This window comes from Symbiopectobacterium sp. (assembly GCF_051710365.1).
GTDB lineage: Bacteria > Pseudomonadota > Gammaproteobacteria > Enterobacterales > Enterobacteriaceae > Symbiopectobacterium.
Genome location: NZ_JBPETA010000394.1, coordinates 1 through 841 on the forward strand (window position 1 = coordinate 1; position 841 = coordinate 841).

Below are 841 nucleotides of genomic sequence, written 5' to 3' on the forward strand. Positions count from 1 at the left end.
CGCCCTTGTCAGGAAAGGCATAAATTTCTTTTGTCCACGGGTTGAGTCCGTACTGGTTGGCAACAATAAGCAGGGCGGTAAATTGCTCGTCCGTTACGCCACCACCCTTGAACGCCGTATTCTTGAGGGTGCTTATTAATTCGGTGCCTGGTGCCATGCCGAGGCGTTCAGCCAGTTTTCCAGCCATTGTTGCTAATGCCGTGCTCATGCTGCATCCTCCGTGCTGTTCTGCCTGTCATAAATCCAAAATGCCCGCTCAACCTTTACACGGTGAAAAATGGCGTCGAATACTCGCTGACTCTCGGCTTTCTGATAATCAATATCGCTATCTTCCATGTATTCACAGGCTTGCTCTGTGTAAGTGTCAGGCCAGTGCTTTCTGAGCGAGTCACGAAACCTTTCGATAGACTTCTCCGCCAATTGCTCAGCCTCTACGTAACAGTCCTCTGTTATTTCAGGCGGCATTTCTTCCATGATTTTGCGAATAGCCTGTATCTTTGATGGATTAAGCATTGGGGTTCCCCTTCTGATTAACCGTTGCAATAAGCTGCTCGAATAACCGTTGCAGCCAGCTTTTGTTTTTGAAGCTCTGGCCCGTGACGATATTTGAGCGGTGATGTTCGATTGACCGAATCGGGTCAAATTTAATTTCAGGACGCACGATGGGTGCGCCCGCGATAGCAAGTTCCATCGTGGCTTTCCTTGATTTGGATTGATGTATCCGTCATTCCGCACCTACTTTAAGAATAAATTCGACGGTATCGCTCGCCGAGAACATCAACGATGGTCTTGTGAACAGAATTGAGGTTGGATACTTGTGGTGGTCTGTCACCAATACTGA

At 48.0% G+C, this 841-nt stretch carries 3 protein-coding genes; all 3 read right to left on the minus strand.

The features are described from left to right. On the minus strand, nucleotides 1-208 hold a 208-nt coding region (locus ACTBDZ_RS18220), incomplete at its 3' end, for a recombinase RecT (protein ID WP_438816321.1). Further along, entirely contained in the window at nucleotides 205-513 is a 309-nt protein-coding gene (locus ACTBDZ_RS18225; protein ID WP_438816322.1) for a hypothetical protein, read from the minus strand. The genes ACTBDZ_RS18220 and ACTBDZ_RS18225, both read right to left, overlap by 4 nt. After that, nucleotides 506-691, minus strand: a complete 186-nt coding sequence (locus tag ACTBDZ_RS18230; RefSeq protein ID WP_438816323.1) for a hypothetical protein — start codon at nucleotides 689-691, stop codon at nucleotides 506-508. Before ACTBDZ_RS18230 ends, ACTBDZ_RS18225 begins: the two co-directional genes overlap by 8 nt. Nucleotides 692-841: the final 150 nt, after the last annotated feature.

Coding starts and splice junctions, on each gene's coding strand:
- ACTBDZ_RS18225 (WP_438816322.1), bottom strand. CDS start 513: ATGCTTAATCCATCAAAGATACAGGCTATTCGCAAAATCATGGAAGAA.
- ACTBDZ_RS18230 (WP_438816323.1), bottom strand. CDS start 691: ATGGAACTTGCTATCGCGGGCGCACCCATCGTGCGTCCTGAAATTAAA.